11 protein-coding genes and 1 other RNA gene are annotated in these 17754 nt (G+C 57.3%); 9 read left to right on the forward strand and 3 right to left on the reverse strand.

Translation table 11 applies throughout. The features are described 5' to 3' along the window. Positions 1 to 112 precede the first annotated feature (112 nt). Entirely contained in the window at positions 113 to 2512 is a 2400-nt protein-coding gene (xdhB, locus tag DM807_RS08305; protein WP_179027257.1) for a xanthine dehydrogenase molybdopterin binding subunit, read from the reverse strand. Next, positions 2505 to 3959 (reverse strand): xanthine dehydrogenase small subunit, encoded by a 1455-nt coding sequence (gene xdhA, locus DM807_RS08310; protein WP_012273426.1) that lies wholly within the window; start codon positions 3957 to 3959, stop codon positions 2505 to 2507. The genes xdhB and xdhA overlap by 8 nt, the downstream gene beginning before the upstream one ends. Before the next feature lie 268 nt (positions 3960 to 4227). Between xdhA and DM807_RS08315 the strand changes: the two genes are divergently transcribed. From DM807_RS08315 to DM807_RS08355, 9 genes are all read left to right on the forward strand, one after another. After that, positions 4228 to 4887, forward strand: coding sequence for a GntR family transcriptional regulator (locus DM807_RS08315; protein ID WP_012273425.1), 660 nt, complete (start codon positions 4228 to 4230; stop codon positions 4885 to 4887). Between the two features lie 3 nt (positions 4888 to 4890). Then, entirely contained in the window at positions 4891 to 8379 is a 3489-nt protein-coding gene (gene smc, locus DM807_RS08320; RefSeq protein ID WP_179027258.1) for a chromosome segregation protein SMC, read from the forward strand. Positions 8380 to 8584: 205 nt separating this feature from the next. Continuing rightward, on the forward strand, positions 8585 to 9475 hold the full coding sequence (zipA, locus tag DM807_RS08325) for a cell division protein ZipA (protein WP_012273423.1): 891 nt from the start codon (positions 8585 to 8587) through the stop codon (positions 9473 to 9475). Positions 9476 to 9574: 99 nt separating this feature from the next. Beyond that, positions 9575 to 11905 (forward strand): NAD-dependent DNA ligase LigA, encoded by a 2331-nt coding sequence (gene ligA, locus DM807_RS08330; protein ID WP_060493782.1) that lies wholly within the window; start codon positions 9575 to 9577, stop codon positions 11903 to 11905. A gap of 177 nt (positions 11906 to 12082) precedes the next feature. Then, an RNA gene (ffs, locus tag DM807_RS08335) (signal recognition particle sRNA small type) lies at positions 12083 to 12179 on the forward strand. Positions 12180 to 12773: 594 nt separating this feature from the next. Next, positions 12774 to 13226: an ABC-three component system protein gene (locus tag DM807_RS08340; RefSeq protein WP_179027259.1), complete on the forward strand. Its 453-nt coding sequence runs from the start codon at positions 12774 to 12776 to the stop codon at positions 13224 to 13226. Beyond that, entirely contained in the window at positions 13226 to 13738 is a 513-nt protein-coding gene (locus DM807_RS08345; protein WP_179027260.1) for an ABC-three component system middle component 5, read from the forward strand. The genes DM807_RS08340 and DM807_RS08345 overlap by 1 nt, the downstream gene beginning before the upstream one ends. Continuing rightward, entirely contained in the window at positions 13713 to 15602 is a 1890-nt protein-coding gene (locus DM807_RS08350) for a coiled-coil domain-containing protein (protein ID WP_179027261.1), read from the forward strand. Before DM807_RS08345 ends, DM807_RS08350 begins: the two co-directional genes overlap by 26 nt. A gap of 126 nt (positions 15603 to 15728) precedes the next feature. Further along, a complete protein-coding gene (locus DM807_RS08355; RefSeq protein WP_179027262.1) occupies positions 15729 to 16370 on the forward strand; it encodes a hypothetical protein in 642 nt (213 codons plus the stop codon). Positions 16371 to 16539: 169 nt separating this feature from the next. Here DM807_RS08355 and DM807_RS08360 read toward each other — a convergent pair. Beyond that, a protein-coding gene (locus DM807_RS08360; protein WP_085985440.1) for an IS3-like element ISPpu22 family transposase occupies positions 16540 to 17690 on the reverse strand; the annotation gives its coding sequence in 2 pieces (ribosomal slippage) (positions 16540 to 17456 and positions 17456 to 17690; 1152 coding nt in all). Positions 17691 to 17754 lie beyond the last annotated feature (64 nt).

The raw sequence follows: 17754 nt of genomic DNA on the forward strand, positions 1-17754 counted from the left end.
TGTCGCGAAAGGGCTGCGAAGCGGCCCCAAAATATCGGTTACTACATAGATTGTTGGGGCTGCTGCGCAGCCCTTTCGCGACACAAGGCCGCTCCTGCATGGAACCTCGCTGTCAGTGGGTGACGGTTTCCAGTTCCTGTTCGGCAGGTTGGGTTTCAGCCAGCGCCTTGCGCATCTGCTCACAACCCCACAGCACCCGCTCCGGTGTCGCCGGCGCGTCGATGTTCGGCTGCACCCGGTAATCGGCCAAGCTGGCCACGGCGTCCTTGATCGCACACCAGGCAGCGATGCCGAGCATGAACGGTGGCTCGCCCACGGCCTTGGAGTGGAACACGGTGTCTTCCGGGTTCTTGCGGTTTTCCACCAGCTTCACCCGCAAGTCCAGCGGCATGTCGGCAACTGCCGGGATCTTGTAGCTGGCCGGGCCGTTGGTCATCAGCTTGCCCTTGGCGTTCCACACCAGCTCTTCGGTAGTCAGCCAGCCCATGCCCTGGATGAATCCGCCTTCCACCTGGCCGATGTCGATCGCCGGGTTCAGCGAATCGCCCACGTCGTGCAGGATGTCGGCGCGCAGCATCTTGTACTCGCCGGTCAGGGTGTCGACGATCACTTCTACGCAGGCAGCGCCAAAGGCGAAGTAGTAGAACGGCCGGCCGCGGGCCTGGCTGCGGTCGTAGAAAATCTTCGGCGTGCGGTAGAAACCGGTGCTGGAGAGCGACACCTGGGCGAAGTAAGCCTGCTGCACCAGTTGCTCGAAGCTGACGATCTGGTCGCGTACGCGCACGTGGCCGTTGCGGAACTCGACGTCTTCCTCGGTCACCTGATAGTGCCGTGCGGCGAACTCGGTCAGGCGACGCTTGAGGATTTCGGCAGCGTTTTGCGCCGCCTTGCCGTTCAGGTCGGCGCCACTGGAGGCAGCTGTCGGCGAGGTGTTGGGCACCTTGTCGGTGTTGGTGGCGGTGATCTGGATGCGGCTGAAATCCACCTGGAAGATCTGCGCCACCACCTGTGCCACCTTGGTGTTCAGGCCTTGGCCCATCTCGGTGCCGCCGTGGTTCAGGTGAATGCTGCCGTCGGTGTAGATATGGATCAGTGCGCCGGCCTGGTTGAGGAAGGTGGCGGTGAACGAAATACCGAACTTGACCGGCGTCAGTGCCAGGCCTTTCTTCAGGATCGGGCTGTTGGCATTGAAACGGCGGATCGACTCGCGACGCTCGGCATAGTCGCTGCTGGCCTCCAGCTCGGCGGTCATCTCGTCGAGCATGTTGTGCTCGACGGTCTGGTAGTAATGGGTGACGTTACGCTCGGTCTTGCCGTAGTAGTTTGCCTTGCGCACTGCCAGCGGATCACGGCCCAGATGGCGGGCGATGTGGTCCATCACCTGCTCGATGGCAACCATGCCCTGTGGGCCGCCAAAGCCACGGTAGGCGGTGTTGGAGGCAGTGTTGGTCTTGCAGCGGTGGCCGTGCACGGTGGCATCGCCCAGGTAGTAGGCGTTGTCGGAGTGGAACATGGCACGGTCGACGATCGAACCGGACAGGTCGGGCGAGTAGCCGCAGTTGCCGGCCAGGTCGAAGTTGATACCGTGCAGCCGGCCGTTGTCGTCAAAGCCCACGTCGTACTCGACGTAGAACGGGTGGCGCTTGCCGGTCATGGTCATGTCTTCGACCCGTGGCAGACGCATCTTGGTCGGCTGGCCGGTCAGGCGCGCCACGACCGCGCACAGGCACGCCGGGCTCGCAGCCTGGGTTTCCTTGCCGCCAAAACCGCCACCCATGCGGCGCATGTCCAGCACCACCTTGTTCATTGGCACGTCGAGCACTTCGGCGACCAGTTTCTGCACTTCGGTGGGGTTTTGCGTGGAGCAGTAGACGATCATGCCGCCATCTTCGGTAGGCATCACCGAGGAAATTTGCGTTTCCAGGTAGAAGTGTTCCTGGCCGCCGATATGCAGGGTCCCCTGGATACGGTGCGGGGCGCTGGCCAGGGCGGCAGCGGAATCGCCGCGCTGGTGGGTGTGGCTGTCGAGCACGAAGTGTTTCTTGCGCAGCGCTTCGACCACGTCCAGTACCGGCTCCAGATCTTCGTATTCGACGATGGCGGCCATGGCCGCGCGGCGAGCGGTTTCAAGGTCACAGGCAGCGACGGCAAGCACGGGCTGGCCGAAGAACTCGACCTTGTCGATGGCCAGCAGTGGGTCGCCGGCCACCACCGGGCCGATGTCCTTCAGGCCGGGGATGTCTTCGTGAGTGATGGCGATGCGCACGCCGTCGAAGGCATAGCATGGCGTGGTGTCGATACGCAGGATGCGCGCATGAGCACGGTCGGCGGTGCGCGCATAGACGTGCAACTGGTTGGGAAATTCCAGGCGATCGTCAATGTACAGCGCCTCGCCAGATACATGCTTGTCGGCGCTGTCGTGCTTGACGCTGCGGCCCACCCCGGTGGTCAGGTCCTGGCTGAACAATTCGGCCATCTCGGCCTGGCTTTTGGCTACGTGATGGTTAGACATAAGCGGTCACCCGGGTTTCGATGTACGGCGTTTGCTGTTCGATGAAGTACTTGCGCAACAGGTTTTGCGCAGTCAACAGGCGGTATTCCTTGCTGGCGCGGAAGTCGCTGAGCGGGGTGAAGTCTTCGGCCAGGGCTAGGCAGGCGCGCTCGATGGCGGCCTGGTCCCACGGTTTGCCACGCAGCGCCGCCTCGCAGGCGCGGGCGCGCTTGGGGATCGCTGCCATGCCGCCGAAGGCGATGCGCACGCCGCTGACCACGCCGTTTTCGATGCTCAGGTTAAATGCCGCGCACACGGCGGAGATGTCATCGTCCAGCCGCTTGGACACCTTGTAGGCGCGGAACGCCCAGTCGCGGGTGGCGCGCGGCACGATGATCTTCTCGATGAACTCGCTGTCCTGGCGGGCGGTGATGCGGTAGTCGATGAAGTAGTCTTCCAGTGGCATCACCCGCTGGCGCTCGCCTTGGCGCAGGACCACCTGCGCGTCCAGGGCAATCAGCAGGGGAGGCGAGTCGCCGATGGGCGAGGCGTTGCCGATGTTGCCGCCCAGCGTGCCCTGGTTGCGGATCTGCAGCGAGGCGAAGCGGTGCAGCAGGGCGCCAAAGTCGGGGTATTCGTCGTTCAGCGCGCCGTAGCAGTCGGTGAGCGGGGTGGCGGCGCCGATTTCCAGGTGGCTGGCGGTTTTCTCGATGCGCTTGAGCTCGGCCACGTGACCGACATAGATCATCACGGGCAAGGTCTTGTGAAACTGGGTCACTTCCAGCGCCAGGTCGGTACCACCGGCCAGTAAGCGGGCTTCGGGGTGCGAGCTGTACAGGTCGGCCAGGTCGGCTACGGTCAGCGGCACCAGGCAGCGCTTGTCACCGCTGTTCAGCTCGCCGGTCTGGGTTGGCGTAATGGCCTTGAGGCGGCTGATGGTTTGCGCCTGCTGGGCATCGAACTGGTCGCGGCAGGGCTGGCGGCAGCTCTGCTCGGCGGCGTCGAGGATCGGCCGGTAGCCGGTGCAGCGGCACAGGTTGCCGGCCAGGGCTTCCTGGGCCTGGTGCAGGTCGGGGCCGCTGCTGTTCTTTTGCAGGGCGAACAGCGACATGACGAAGCCGGGGGTGCAGAAGCCGCATTGCGAGCCGTGGCAATCGGCCATGGCCTGTTGCACGCTGTGCAGTTGGCCTTGGTGCTTGAGCCCTTCGACGCTGATCAGCTGCTTGCCGTGCAGCGACGAGACGAATGTCAGGCACGAGTTGAGGCTGCGGTAGCGCAGGCTGTCGTTGCCTTGTTCGTCCTGGGTCAGTTCGCCGACTACCACGGTGCAGGCGCCGCAGTCACCACTGGCGCAGCCCTCCTTGGTACCGGGTTTGCCCAGGTGCTCGCGCAGGTACTGCAGCACCGTCATGTTCGGGTCCAGGGCGTGCTCACTACGCAGCTCCTGGTTGACGAGAAACTGGATCACGGGGATGGCCTCGCAATGGTTTTATTGTTGTTGGGCGGACTCTAAGCAACACCTGTCTAGCAGGTCAATATTTTTCTGACTCAAAGGTCAAGAAAATGCTCATGTCCATGCCCGGCCGAACACATTGCCCATATCCCAAGCATAGATCGCGCCGGGCGCATGGCTGTCTGGCAGGTCAAATAAACCGCCCGGGCCCTCTGCGCGATTACCGCCCAAGTACGCTACAATCCGCCCCTTGTGCCCAGTTCAATGATTTTGAAGGAAAACCATGACGTTCAAGGCCCCGGACAGCCTCTCCGAGCAGATTGCCGATTACCTGGCCGAACGCATCATCCGCGGCGAGCTGGCGCCAGGCGAGCGTATCCAGGAGCAGAAGGTCACCCAGGCGCTCAACGTCAGCCGTGGGTCGGTGCGCGAAGCACTGCTGATTCTCGAACGCCGCCACCTGGTGGCCATCTTGCCGCGCCGGGGTGCCCATGTAACCGAGCTGGACGAGCGCAGCGTGCGCAGCCTGTGCTCGCTGATGGGCGAGTTCTACATCCTGCTGGGTAACGCGGTTGCGCAAAAATGGCGCACCGAAGCCGACCTGCGCCCGTTTCTGGAAATCCAGCAGCGCCTGCAGCGTGCCCATGACCAACTCGACATCAAGACCTTCGTCGCCGACAGCTTTGCGGTGATGCGCGCGGCCTATCCGTTCGCCGACAACCCGTTCCTGCAGGAAACCGTGGAAAACCTGCAGCCGGCCATGAGCCGTGCCTACTACCTGTCGCTGGACCAGCGACAGGCCAACATGATCGACTACCTCGACCTGTTCGCCCGGCTGCTCGAAGCCGTGGTCGCCCGTGACCTGCCGCGCATTCGCGAGGTGCTCACTGCCTACGGCCAGCGCAGCTGCGAACTGGTGCTGGCGGCACTGGCCCGAGGCTGACCGATGCGCCTGAAGTGCATTCGTCTGGCCGGGTTCAAGTCGTTCGTCGACCCGACCACGGTCAACTTCCCCAGCAACATGGCGGCTGTGGTAGGCCCCAACGGCTGCGGCAAGTCCAACATCATCGACGCGGTGCGCTGGGTGATGGGCGAGAGTTCGGCAAAGAACCTGCGCGGCGAGTCGATGACCGACGTCATCTTCAACGGCTCGAGTGGCCGCAAACCGGTCAGCCAGGCGAGCATCGAGCTGGTGTTCGACAACAGCGAAACTACCCTGGTTGGCGAATATGCTGCCTACGCCGAGATCTCGATCCGGCGCAAGGTGACCCGCGACGGGCAGAACAGCTATTACCTCAACGGCACCAAATGCCGAAGGCGTGACATTACCGACATCTTCCTCGGTACCGGCCTGGGGCCGCGCAGCTATTCGATCATCGAGCAGGGCATGATCTCCAAGCTGATCGAAGCCAAGCCCGAGGAGCTGCGCAACTTCATCGAGGAAGCCGCCGGCATCTCCAAGTACAAGGAGCGCCGCCGCGAAACCGAGAACCGCATCCGCCGCACCCAGGAAAACCTGGCCCGCCTGACCGACTTGCGCGAAGAGCTCGAGCGCCAGCTGGAGCGGCTGCATCGTCAGGCCCAGGCCGCCGAGAAGTACCGCGAGTACAAGGCCCAGGAGCGCCAGATGAAGGCGTGCCTGGCGGCCTTGCGCTGGCGCGGCCTTGACGAGCAGGTACGCCAGCGCGAGTCGGTGATCGGCGATCAGGGCGTGTCCCACGAGGCGCTGGTGGCCGAGCAGCGCAATGCCGACGCGAGCATCGAACGCCTGCGTGACGGCCATCACGAATTGTCCGAACGCTTCAATCAGGTGCAAGGCCGCTTCTACTCCGTGGCCGGTGACATCGCCCGGGTCGAGCAGAGCATCCAGCACGGCCAGCAGCGCTTGCGCCAGTTGCAGGACGACTTCAAAGAGGCCGAACGCACCCGCCTGGAAACCGAATCGCACCTTGGCCACGACCGCACCCTGCTGGCCACCTTGGGCGAAGAGCTGGCCATGCTCGAACCCGAGCAGGAAATGACCCTGGCCGCTGCCGAAGAGGCCGCTGCCGCGCTTGAGGAGGCCGAGCTGGGCATGCACGGCTGGCAGGAACAGTGGGACAGCTTCAACAGCCGTTCCGCCGAGCCGCGCCGCCAGGCTGAAGTGCAGCAGGCGCGCCTGCAGCAGCTGGAAACCAGCCTGGAGCGCCAGGCCGAGCGCCAGCGCAAGCTGGGCGAGGAGCGCGAGCAGCTGGGTAGCGAGCCGCAGGATGTGGCCATGCTCGAATTTGCCGAGCAACTGGCCAGCAGCGAAATGTTACTGGAAGAATTGCAACTGTCCGAAGAGCAGGTGGTCGAGCGCCTGGAAGGCACGCGCGAGCAACTGCAGCAGGCCACCCAGGCCCAGCAGCAGGCACAGGGCGACCTGCAGCGCCTGGGCGGGCGCCTGGCCTCGCTTGAAGCCTTGCAGCAGGCTGCACTGGAGCCGGGTACAGGCGCTGCGCACTGGCTGCACGACCAAGGGCTGGAGCAACAGCCGCGGCTGGCCGAAGGATTGCGAGTAGAGCCAGGTTGGGAAACGGCCGTGGAGACTGTGCTCGGCGCCGATCTGCAGGCTGTGCTGGTAGACGATTTCAACCGCCTCGATTTTGCTGGCCTGGAGCAAGGCGAGTTGCGCCTGCTGCTGGCCAGCGACAACAGCTTGCCTTTGCCGGGCAGCCTGCTGGAAAAGGTCCAGGGCCGTATCGACCTGGCGCCCTGGTTGGGCCAGGTCAAGCCCGTGGAAGACCTTGCCCAGGCACTGGCGCAGCGCGCATCGCTTGGCGAAGGGCATAGTTTGGTCAGCCGAGATGGCTACTGGGTTGGCCGGCACTTCTTGCGGGTGCGCCGTGGTGGTGAAGCCGAAGGCGGCGTGCTGGCGCGCGGCCAGGAAATCGAGCGCCTGGGCCAGGAACAACTGGAACAGGAAGCAGCACTGGAGCAGCTCGATCAACAGTTGCAGGCCCTGCGCGAGCAGCAGTTGGGCCTGGAGGAGCAGCGCGAACAGTTGCGCCGCCGCACCCAGGAAGAGAGCCGCCTGCACGGCGAGCTGAAGGCCAACCTTTCGGCCAGCCGTGCGCGTGCCGAGCAGGTCGAGCTGCGCCGCCGGCGCCTGCAAGAAGAACTGAGCGAACTGGAAGAGCAGCGCGCCCTGGAGCACGAGCAACTGGGCGAAGCACGCCTGTTGTTGCAAGAAGCCCTTGAGCTGATGGCCCAGGACACCGAGCAGCGCGAACAGTTGATGGCCCGCCGCGACACCCTGCGCGAAGGCCTCGACCGGGTGCGCCAGGAGGCTCGCCAGCACAAGGATCACGCCCACCAGCTCGCGGTGCGTCTAGGGTCGCTGCGTGCCCAGCACGATTCCACCCGCCAGGCCCTGGAGCGCCTGGAACAGCAGGCTGCGCGCTTGACCGAGCGGCAGGAGCAACTGAGCCTGAACCTGGAGGAGGGTGAGGCCCCGCAGGAAGAGCTGCGCCTGAAGCTCGAAGAGTTGCTGGAACGACGCATGAGCGTCGACGAGGAAATGCGCCAGGCCCGCCTGCACATGGACGAAGCCGACCGCGAGCTGCGTGATGCCGAAAAACGGCGCACCCAGGCTGAGCAGCAGGCCCAGCTGCTGCGCGGCCAGCTGGAGCAGCTGCGCCTGGAGTGCCAAGGCCTTGATGTGCGACGCAAGACGCTGCAGGAGCAACTGCTGGCCGACGGCTACGACCTGCAAGGCGTGCTCGCTACCCTGGAGGCCGAGGCCAGCGAGCAGGGTACCGAACAGGCGTTGGAACAGCTTGAAGCGCGCATCCAGCGCCTGGGGGCGATCAACCTGGCGGCCATCGAAGAATATGAACAGCAGTCCGAGCGAAAACGCTACCTGGACGCCCAGGACGCCGACCTGGTCGAAGCGCTGGAGACCCTGGAAAACGTCATTCGCAAAATCGACAAGGAAACCCGCAACCGCTTCAAGGATACCTTTGATCAGATAAATGCCGGATTACAGGCACTTTTCCCAAAAGTTTTCGGTGGTGGCAGCGCTTATCTGGAACTGACGGGCGAAGATCTACTCGATACAGGGGTGACGATCATGGCGCGGCCACCGGGCAAGAAGAACAGCACCATCCATCTGCTGTCCGGCGGCGAGAAAGCACTGACCGCCTTGGCGCTGGTGTTTGCCATCTTCAAGTTGAACCCCGCACCGTTCTGCATGCTCGACGAGGTCGATGCGCCGCTGGACGATGCCAACGTCGGGCGCTATGCGCGCCTGGTCAAGGAAATGAGTGAAAGCGTGCAGTTCATCTACATCACCCATAACAAGATTGCCATGGAAATGGCGGACCAATTGATGGGGGTGACCATGCATGAACCCGGTTGTTCACGTCTTGTTGCAGTTGATGTGGAGGCGGCCATGGCCATGGTCGACGCTTGATGCGCGACGATGGAGGCATTTTCTGCAGTGAAATGCCCCCGTCATGTGCGACAGACGGTGTAAAGTTGTCTTTGGTCGTGCTAGCTTAATGTCACTCGTTTTTTGCGTGGGTAAAACGCCTGTCAGAACATAGAGTTGGCGCCACGTGTTAAAGGGCTTTGAACCCTTTGTTTTCAAGCATATTTTTATAGAGGCACGGGATTACATGGAAATCGGTCTGCGCGAGTGGCTGATCGTCATCGGCATCATTGTCATTGCCGGGATTCTTTTCGACGGCTGGCGCCGCATGCGCGGCGGGAAAGGCAAGTTGAAATTCCGTCTGGATCGCAGTTATTCCAATGTGCCGGACGAGGAAGGCGGCAGTGCCGAAGTGCTCGGCCCGTCGCGGGTGCTGGATACCCACAAGGAGCCTGAGCTGGACGAAAGCGACCTGCCGTCGCTCAGCGCTTCTGCGCGTGATCGAGAACGCGAGCACAAGCCGGCCAAGGCCAGCAAGCGCGGCAAGCGCGCCGCGGCTGCCGATGTGCAGCAGGGCGACCTTAACCTGAGCGCCGAGCCACGCGAGCCTGACCTGTTTGCCGACAGCGACGACGACTTTGCCGCCGACAACACCCGCAGCAATGCTGCGCCGGCTGCCAGCAGCAGCGTCAAGGACTTGCCGCCAGCCGAAGAAGTGCTGGTGATCAGCGTGATTTCCCGCGACGAGGGTGGCTTCAAGGGCCCGGCGTTGCTGCAGAACATTCTGGAAAGCGGCCTGCGCTTCGGCGAAATGGATATCTTCCATCGTCACGAGAGCATGGCCGGCCACGGCGAAGTGCTGTTCTCCATGGCCAACGCGGTCAAGCCTGGTGTGTTCGACCTGGACGACATCGACCACTTCAGCACCCGCGCGGTGAGCTTCTTCCTCGGCCTGCCGGGCCCGCGTCATCCGAAGCAGGCCTTCGATGTGATGGTGGCCGCCGCACGCAAGCTGGCCCACGAACTGAACGGTGAGCTCAAGGACGATCAGCGCAGCGTGCTGACGGCCCAGACCATCGAGCATTATCGCCAGCGTATCGTCGAGTTCGAGCGCCGTGCGCTGACCCAGAAGCGCTGATATGCCCAAGTGGGCAGGCCTGGCCTGGTGCTGTCCACCCTGTTTCAAGCGCAAGAGCAGCCAAGGGCTGCTCTTTTGCTTTGCAAGAGAACCTGAGAAATGACCGCCGAAACCCGTATCCATGAACTGCGTGCCGAACTCGACCAGCACAACTATCGCTATTACGTGCTCGACGAGCCCAGCGTGCCCGATGCCGAATACGACCGCCTGTTCAACGAGCTCAAGGCGTTGGAGGCTGAACACCCCCACCTGGTAACCCCCGATTCGCCAACCCAGCGCGTCGGTGGCGAGGCTTTGTCTGCGTTCAGCCAGGTACGCCACGAAGTGCCCATGCTCAGCCTGGGCAACGCCTTTGAAGAAACCGACCTGCGCGAATTCGGCCGCCGCGTGGTTGAAGGCCTCGACCAACCCGGTGCGGTCGACTACAGCTGTGAACCCAAGCTCGATGGCTTGGCCGTGAGCCTGTTGTACCGCGATGGCCAGTTGGTGCAGGGCGCCACCCGTGGCGACGGTACCACCGGCGAAGACATCAGTGCCAACGTGCGCACCGTGCGCAACATCCCGCTCAAACTGCAGGGCGAGGGCTGGCCAGCAGTGCTGGAAGTGCGCGGCGAGGTGTATATGAGCAAGGCCGGTTTCGACCGGCTCAATGCCGCTCAGGCCGAAGCCGGCGGCAAGACCTTCGCCAACCCGCGCAACGCTGCCGCCGGTAGCCTGCGCCAGCTGGATTCGAAAATCACCGCCAGCCGCCCGCTGGAGTTCTGCTGCTATGGCGTCGGCCAGGTGTCCGAGAGCATCGGCGACAGCCATATCGGTGTCCTCGAACAGCTCAAGGCCTGGGGCATGCCGATCAGTCGCGAGCTCAGGCATGCGGCGGGTATCGAAGAATGCCTGGCCTATTACCGCGACATTGGCGAGCGGCGTAACAGCCTGCCGTATGAGATCGACGGTGTGGTATTCAAGGTTAACAACCTGGCTGCCCAGCGCGAACTGGGCTTCCGCGCCCGAGAGCCACGCTGGGCGATTGCCCACAAATTCCCAGCCATGGAAGAGCTGACCGAGGTGCTGGACGTCGAGTTCCAGGTTGGCCGTACCGGTGCGGTAACGCCTGTGGCACGCCTGAAGCCGGTCAAGGTGGCCGGAGTAACCGTGTCCAACGCCACCCTGCACAACATGGACGAAATCGCTCGGCTGGGCTTGCGCATTGGCGATACGGTGATCATCCGCCGTGCCGGTGACGTGATCCCGCAGGTGATGCAGGTGGTGCTGGAGCGTCGCCCCGACGATGCCCGCCCGGTAGAAGTGCCAAGCGCATGCCCGGTGTGTGGCTCGCAAGTCGAGCGTACCCAACTGGTAAAGCGCAGCAAGGGCAAGGAAACCACCAGCGAAGGCGCGGTGTACCGCTGCGTTGGTCGCCTGGCCTGTGGCGCCCAGCTCAAGCAGGCGATCATTCACTATGTGTCGCGCCGGGCCATGGACATCGACGGCCTGGGCGAGAAGAGTGTCGAGCAGTTGGTGGACGAAGGCCTGATCGGCTCGCCGGCTGATCTGTACAAACTGGCGTTCGAGCAGATCGTTGGCCTTGAAGGCTTCGCCGAGGTGTCCAGCAAGAAGTTGCTCGATGCCATTGAGGCCAGCAAGCGCCCGAGCCTGGCACGGTTCATCTACGCGTTGGGCATTCCCGACGTAGGCGAAGAGACCGCCAAGGTGCTGGCCCGCTCGCTGGGCAGCTTGGCGCGTGTGCAGCAGGCACTGCCGCAAGTGCTGACCTACTTGCCGGATATCGGCCTGGAGGTGGCCTACGAAATCCATAATTTCTTCGAAGACGAGCACAACCAGAAGGTCATTGAACAACTTCTGGCCAGTGGCATGAAATTGCAGGACGAAGGCGAACTGGCTGCCGAGTTCGCCGCCAGTACTACCTTGGCTGGGATGATTGCCAAGCTCGACATCGCCTCGGTCGGCCCGACCGGTGCCGAGAAGCTGGTGGCCAAGCTCGACAGCCTGGAGAAGATCATCGCCGCCGACGGCATCGACCTGCGCCAGGCCCTGGCGGCCAAGCAGGCTGATGCTGTGCGTGAGTTCTTCAAGGATGAAGCGAACCAGAAACTGGCGCGGGACATCGAAGCGCAGTTGCTGGCGTTCGGCATGCACTGGAGCTGCGAGAAGAAGGTTGCCGAAGGCTTGCCGCTGGCAGGCCAGACCTGGGTGCTGACCGGCACGCTGGAACGCATGAGCCGCGATATTGCCAAGGACAAGCTGGAAAGCCTGGGGGCCAAGGTGGCGGGTTCGGTTTCTGGCAAGACCCATTGCGTGGTGGCAGGGCCGGGGGCGGGCTCCAAGCTGGCCAAGGCCAGCGAGCTGGGCGTGAAGGTGCTGGATGAAGATGCATTCGTCACATTCCTGGCCGAGCAGGGCATTGTTGTTTAGAGCCCTGCGCTATCCCCAGTAGGCGTGGCCTTGCGTCGCGATCGGGCCGCACTGCGGCCCCACGATCTGACAAGTCATTGAGAAATGATGACTTTTTCGCCTACAGAGGTTGTATCTGCCCTCAAGACCGGTACAATGGCGCCACTCGCTGCTCAGCGAGGCATGTAGTGGTGGCCCCATCGGTCCCCCCGCATTGATTACCCGTTAACCTGGTCAGGCCCGGAAGGGAGCAGCCATAGCGGGAACATCGAGTGCCGGGGTGTGGCTGGTGGGGCCGCCTCCATTCTGTAAGTCCTTAATTCTAAAGGACTTTTTTCGCTCAAAATCTCGAAGTGGAACAGTGCTTAGGTACACCTGAGTGGTGCATCCAGCCACGATTCTATCTGGTTGGAAGCCTGTTCTTCCAGCCTCTTGTGCCAGCAAGGCGCCTGTCCTCATCTTCTGTTTGGTCTCTGAACCCATCTCCTTGTGCTCGATCCATTGGTTTTTTAGCCTGTCGATGTATAGTGGCATCTTGCTCTTAGGCCAAGACTGCACATTCTGCACGCAGGATGAGCGACTGGGGATCGACCTGACGTGTCGACAATTAGATGTTCCATTAGCGAAGGGGGATTGAAATTGGGTGATCTTGCCATCTATGGGCTCATTGTTTTAGGTGGGCTCGCTGTGCTCGGGTTGGGCGTGAGAGTGATAATTAATATTAAAGGTGGAACAAAGAATAATATAAAAAATAGTACGTTTAATGGGCCGTATGCAGGGAGGGATATCAATGGGGTGGTTCCTAAACAGGATAAAGAACTCTAATTTCTTTGGTCCGTATGCGGGGCGAGATTTAATTAACCACAATATTCTTCCGAGACCGACGCAAATGGATTTGCTGGTTGATGTATATAAAGATGAAGTGAAGAATGGGGCGGAAGTTAGCACTCTAATTGATGAGTTGGTGCATTACAATAGTCAAAAATATGAGATACGAAACCTTGAGACTAAGCTCACTGAAGTTAATCTTAATGAGCTGATAGATGAAGCTGAAGAGCTCAAGCAATTGATCTCAATGCTGATAATGAAGAATCAAAACTACAAGTCAGCACAAAAAATGATTGCGCTACTTCTGGATGAGGTAGCTAGTGTATTTAATTCTAAGATTAAGCCGCATGTGACCTGTGGTGTAACCAAAGCAATCGCTGAGCAGTTGATCGCTCAACACCTAGAGGGAGAGATAAGAAAGGCTCTGGGTGAGAATGTGCTGGAGATTTATAATAGGCAGATAAAAGGGATGCTTTACTTTCTTACTGGGAATTGTCATCTGGAGTGGAAGTAATGCTTCTTTACAATAAAGCATTCGATCCAGTACATACATTGCTGAGGCTTGCTGCAATCTGTAATTTCAGTGTGAGTGCTGAGGCTGAGGTAGAACGGTTACAGATTTTTGATTTTTTGCTTGCCTTTCCTGCTCATATAGCAGATATGCCACTGTCACGAGAGCTTTTGCAAGAGAAGAATAAATTCAAAAAATATAAATCGCCTTATAATAATTTCGAGCCGTATACTTTATTTAATCGCATGAGCCCCATATTTTTCGCCTCGCTTCAGATGGCAGAGAGTATAGGATTTATGGATTTTGATGGTGAGTCTATTGTTAAGCTCAATAAAAGTGCAATCCCCGAAGCTTTAAAAAGCATTGTGACTGGTGATAATGGTAGTATCTCCAAAGAGGCTTTGAGCTTTGAGGTGACGCATCTGGCGAAAATGCCGATTTTGGGGAAAGCAGGACTTAAGGCGGCCAGCAAACTAATGGATTTTAAGTATGATTATCCGCAAGCCAACCATTAAGGTAACTCGTCTTCTTGTGGCGAAGTCAGGGGAGGCAGTCTATGATGAAAAATTTCATTCCGGACTTAATATATTATCTGGTTGTAATGGTGGCGGAAAAACATCTGTAGTGCAGCTTCTGGTTTACGGTCTCGGATATGAAGTTCAGCATTGGAAACAGGAAGCGGGCTCTTGTGATGAAGTTTTTGTCGAGTGTGAACTGAATGGGCAAGCGGTTACGCTGAATCGGATACTCAAAACTCAACGTGCCGGCATGCAGTTTTTCTTTGGTGACCTTGCATCGGGGTTGAGGGCGGGCCGGTCAGAGTGGTTCTCTTATCCTTATAATTCAGGTGCTAAAGAGAGCTTCTCACAAAAACTGTTTGATATTTTGGGTGTTCCAGAAGTAAAGCTTGATGCAAGTGAAAACTTAACGATGCATCAATTGTTGAGGCTAATCTATAGTAATCAGGCAAACCCTCCTGCAAGTATATTTAATATTGAACCTTTCGACTCTGCATTTAAGAGGGAAGCAATTGGGAAATATCTATGCGGACTTTATGATAATGATTTGTATAATGAGAGGATTGAGCTTGGCAGGAGTGAGAAGGAGCTAGATAAAATTATATCAGAGATACGTGCAATAACGGGTATCTTGGGTAAAACAGAAATTTCTTCAGAGTTATTTACGACTGACCAGCTAAGGGTTTCTTACCTTGATGAAATAAAGACGATTAGGGAGAAGATTGTTGCTCTGCAAGAAGAGGTAAAGCTTGAGTATAAGCAGGAAAAGCAAGCTACCAATCAATCGGCAGCGGAAGTTACTAAGATAAAGGAGGCTCTTTACGATCTTGAAGTTGCGCATAGAGATCTGGAGTTTGAAGTAGAGGATATAAGGCTTTTTCTTAGTGAGTTAAACCAAAAGCTGCGAGAAATAAATGATTCTTTAGAAGCTGGGAGTGTATTGAGTTCGGTTTCTTTTAAATTTTGTCCTTGCTGTTTTTCCGAGCTTCCTGATGTAGCCGATGATGTATGCTCACTTTGCGGGGAAGACGATTATTTGGCTCGTAGAAATACTAATATGCTCAGAATGAAGAATGAGATTAGTATTCAGTTGCGTGAGTCAAGTAAGATTTACGACCGAAAAAGTGAAGCTTTGAATGAAAATGCAAAGAAAAAGAAAGAGTCCGAAAGACAACTGAGAAAAGCTGTGACAAAGTCGGTTGCTACAGTTTCAGTTTATAATAGTCAGCGTGAAAAGCTTTTATTCGGCTTTTATGCGAAGATCGGTGAGCTTGAGCAAAAAATAGTTGACTTGGAGCGAACGGAGGAGTTGAGAAACGCTATAACAGCTTTATCTAGTAAAAGAGAGGGTCTGCAAAGCAAGGTTTCTCATCTAAAAAGCTCGATTGAGCTAAAGCAAGGACTCGCAAGGTTACGGCCCGCGGAAGTTCATTCGATTATTGCTGATACTGTCATTGCGTTTTTAAAGTCTGACTCAGGTAGTGAGAGAGAGTTCAAAGAAGCTGAGGAAGTTGAGTATGATTTTGCGTCAAGTAGAGTTTCAGTAAATGGCAAAACCTATTTTTCTGAAAGTTCTATATCATATTTAAATAACGCCTTCCATTTGGCTCTTTTGAAATTGTCATTGGTTAAAGATTATGTTCGGTTTCCGAGGCTCCTGATCTTGGATGGGATTGAGAATTTTGGATTGGAAGATCAGCGATCTCAGAATCTTCAGATGAATATACAAAAGTATTTCTCTGTCGAAAAGGTGGATCATCAAATAATCATTGCAACAAAAACTATTCACCCTGAGTTGGATGTGCCCGGTATAAGGGTAGGGTCACACTTTACAGAGGATGCAAAAAGTCTAAAAATGTAGTGGTTACATGTTTCATTTTGCTGGGAATGCTGCTCAGTCCCAACGTTGTTGCTGGATGTGCATGGTTGTTGAAAAAATGGCGTCTCGCCAGTATATTAAGGATTCTGACTCGCATGGAAGTTAACAATGAAGTCGAGAAATTTAAGAACTCATCACAATGTAATTATTAGTGGCTATACTATTATCCCGCTGTCGACGGGTAAGTATCTGCATCAATTTACTCCCGCTACTACTGATACCATATACCAGTTCGAAGCTAATAGTGCGCCTGCGCTCGTTAATGGAGATAGGTATAATATTGGTTTCATCCTTCAGTCCGACGGGCGGAGAATAGTTGAACCTTCGGCGATGGGTAAGGCTGATTCTGTAAATAAAACGCTTAGCCTGCTTGCTGCCAAACAACAATCTTCAGACGACTTTGCAGAAAACAAAGCGAAGAATGATCAGCGTGTTACGCATCGAGCCAAGGATGGATATTACTGGGGGAAAAAGTATGCTTGGCGGCGTTATGGCTTGATGATGGCGGAGGGCGCCTTTCTCGCATACTTGAAGGAAATTGAGCATCCCTCAGTGCCTTGCATAACTTCAAATCCAGATCTAGCATTTCCGTCGAATGATCCATCTACTGCATTTAAAGATGATGGGTTGGAAGAGGCAATTGATGCTCTAATAGAGAGTGCGGATCGGGTTGGTCAGTATTTCAAATCTCCTCTCTTCAGTAAGAAGTTTCAGATCAGGCCGATACCATCTATTACCGACAAAAAATAGGGGTTTGAGAACTTGGTATATTCGCTGACGACGTTGCAGGAGAAATTGATCATGGACCTAGCTATTCCATACAGTAGCATTATAAGCGTTAGAATTTCAGTAATACAGCGCTAGTGCTCGACTGCAAGGCTGGTGCCAAGGTGTGGGGTGGTGAATCGCCCCTGGTTTCCTAGACACTCTCCAAGCTCAGAAAATAGCGTTTCTCATACTCTACTGGCGACAGCTGCATAGCACTGCTGTGTCTGCGCCTTGGGTTATAAAACATTTCAATGTAATCGAAAATATCACTTCGGGCTTCGTCACGTGTTGCGTAGATTTTTCGTCGGATTCGCTCCCGCTTCAAAAGCTGGAAAAAGCTTTCGGCTACGGCATTGTCGTGGCAATTTCCCCGCCGACTCATGCTGCTGATTATATTGTTGGCCTTCAAGAAGCTTTGCCAGTCTGAGCTACTGAATTGACTGCCTTGGTCTGAATGGATCATCACTTGCTGCCGTGGTTTGCGGCGCCACACGGCCATCAACATCGCGTCAAGCGCCAGGTCGCTGCACATGCGGGGCTTCATTGACCAGCCAATCACTTGGCGGGAAAACAGATCCAGGACTACCGCTAGGTACAGCCATCCTTCATAGGTGCGGATGTAAGTGATATCGGTTACCCAGACCTTATTCGGCTCACTGACTTTGAACTGCCGCGCGAGATGGTTGGGAGAGGCCACTGTTGGCTTTCCACCGTAAAACCCTGGACGCCGCCGATAGCCCGTTTGCGAACGCAACCCCTCTGCCTGCATCAAGCGTCCGACTCGATTGCGCCCGCATGTCTCTCCCAGCTCACGCAGGTCATCATGAATTTTGCGGTAGCCGTACACACCTCCGCTTTCGAGCCAAGCATGTTTGATCAAGCCAAGCAGACGATGATCTTCTTTTGCTCGGGCAGATTGAGGCTCGGTCAGCCAGGCGTAGTAGCCGCTGGGATGCACCTTTAGGGTTTGGCATAGGCGCCGCACCGGGTGATCCGTCGAGTGCTTCTTGATGAAGGCGTACTTCAGTTGCACTCCTTGGCAAAGTACGCGGCGGCCTTTTTTAAGATGTCTCGCTCTTCAGTCACGCGCTTGAGTTCTGCGCGAAGCTTGCGCAGTTCGGCTTGCTGCTCATCGTCTTGCTGACGCTGCTCTTGGGGTTTGCTGTAGAGCTTGATCCAGGCGTAGAGGCTGTGAACAGACATGCCCAGGCGCTGGGCAACATCGGCGACAGTCTTGCCTTTCTCGGTCACTTGCTTGACCGCTTCGATTTTGAATTCTTCGGGGTAACGCTGACGACTCATGACACCTCCTATTTGGGCCTCATTATGAGGCTTGGAGGTGTCTACGAAACCAGGGGCGATTCAG

This window comes from Pseudomonas hunanensis, from assembly GCF_013393325.1.
GTDB lineage: Bacteria > Pseudomonadota > Gammaproteobacteria > Pseudomonadales > Pseudomonadaceae > Aquipseudomonas > Aquipseudomonas putida_P.

Coding starts and splice junctions, on each gene's coding strand:
- xdhB (WP_179027257.1), bottom strand. CDS start 2,512: ATGTCTAACCATCACGTAGCCAAAAGCCAGGCCGAGATGGCCGAATTG.
- DM807_RS08315 (WP_012273425.1), top strand. CDS start 4,228: ATGACGTTCAAGGCCCCGGACAGCCTCTCCGAGCAGATTGCCGATTAC.
- smc (WP_179027258.1), top strand. CDS start 4,891: ATGCGCCTGAAGTGCATTCGTCTGGCCGGGTTCAAGTCGTTCGTCGAC.
- zipA (WP_012273423.1), top strand. CDS start 8,585: ATGGAAATCGGTCTGCGCGAGTGGCTGATCGTCATCGGCATCATTGTC.
- ligA (WP_060493782.1), top strand. CDS start 9,575: ATGACCGCCGAAACCCGTATCCATGAACTGCGTGCCGAACTCGACCAG.
- DM807_RS08340 (WP_179027259.1), top strand. CDS start 12,774: ATGGATTTGCTGGTTGATGTATATAAAGATGAAGTGAAGAATGGGGCG.
- DM807_RS08345 (WP_179027260.1), top strand. CDS start 13,226: ATGCTTCTTTACAATAAAGCATTCGATCCAGTACATACATTGCTGAGG.
- DM807_RS08350 (WP_179027261.1), top strand. CDS start 13,713: ATGATTATCCGCAAGCCAACCATTAAGGTAACTCGTCTTCTTGTGGCG.
- DM807_RS08355 (WP_179027262.1), top strand. CDS start 15,729: ATGAAGTCGAGAAATTTAAGAACTCATCACAATGTAATTATTAGTGGC.